Raw genomic sequence first — 225 nt, 5'->3', positions numbered from 1 at the left:
AGGCCCATAACTCGGCCAACCTTATCATAGGCCTCACCTACCGCATCATCTCTGGTTTCCCCAACAATCTTATAATCGCCAGATTCCTTGACATAGACCAATTCGGTATGGCCACCTGATACCAAGAGAGCTAATAGAGGATAGGTCAGAGGACCCGCCTCCCTAGCTGCCATCAGGTGACCAGCCATGTGGTTAATAGGAATAAGAGGAAGACCATTGCTCCAA

Annotated in this window: 1 pseudogene; it reads right to left on the bottom strand. The window is 49.3% G+C overall.

Going from position 1 to position 225, the window contains the following annotated elements:
* A pseudogene (locus FH871_RS34640) lies at positions 1-188 on the bottom strand (tRNA (adenosine(37)-N6)-threonylcarbamoyltransferase complex transferase subunit TsaD); the annotation flags it as partial.
* Positions 189-225: the final 37 nt, after the last annotated feature.

The sequence above is a fragment of the Larkinella sp. C7 genome (genome assembly GCF_006149005.1).
Lineage (GTDB): Bacteria > Bacteroidota > Bacteroidia > Cytophagales > Spirosomataceae > Larkinella.
Note: the sequence above shows the minus strand (reverse complement) of the source record. Positions and strands in the feature narration are given on the sequence as shown.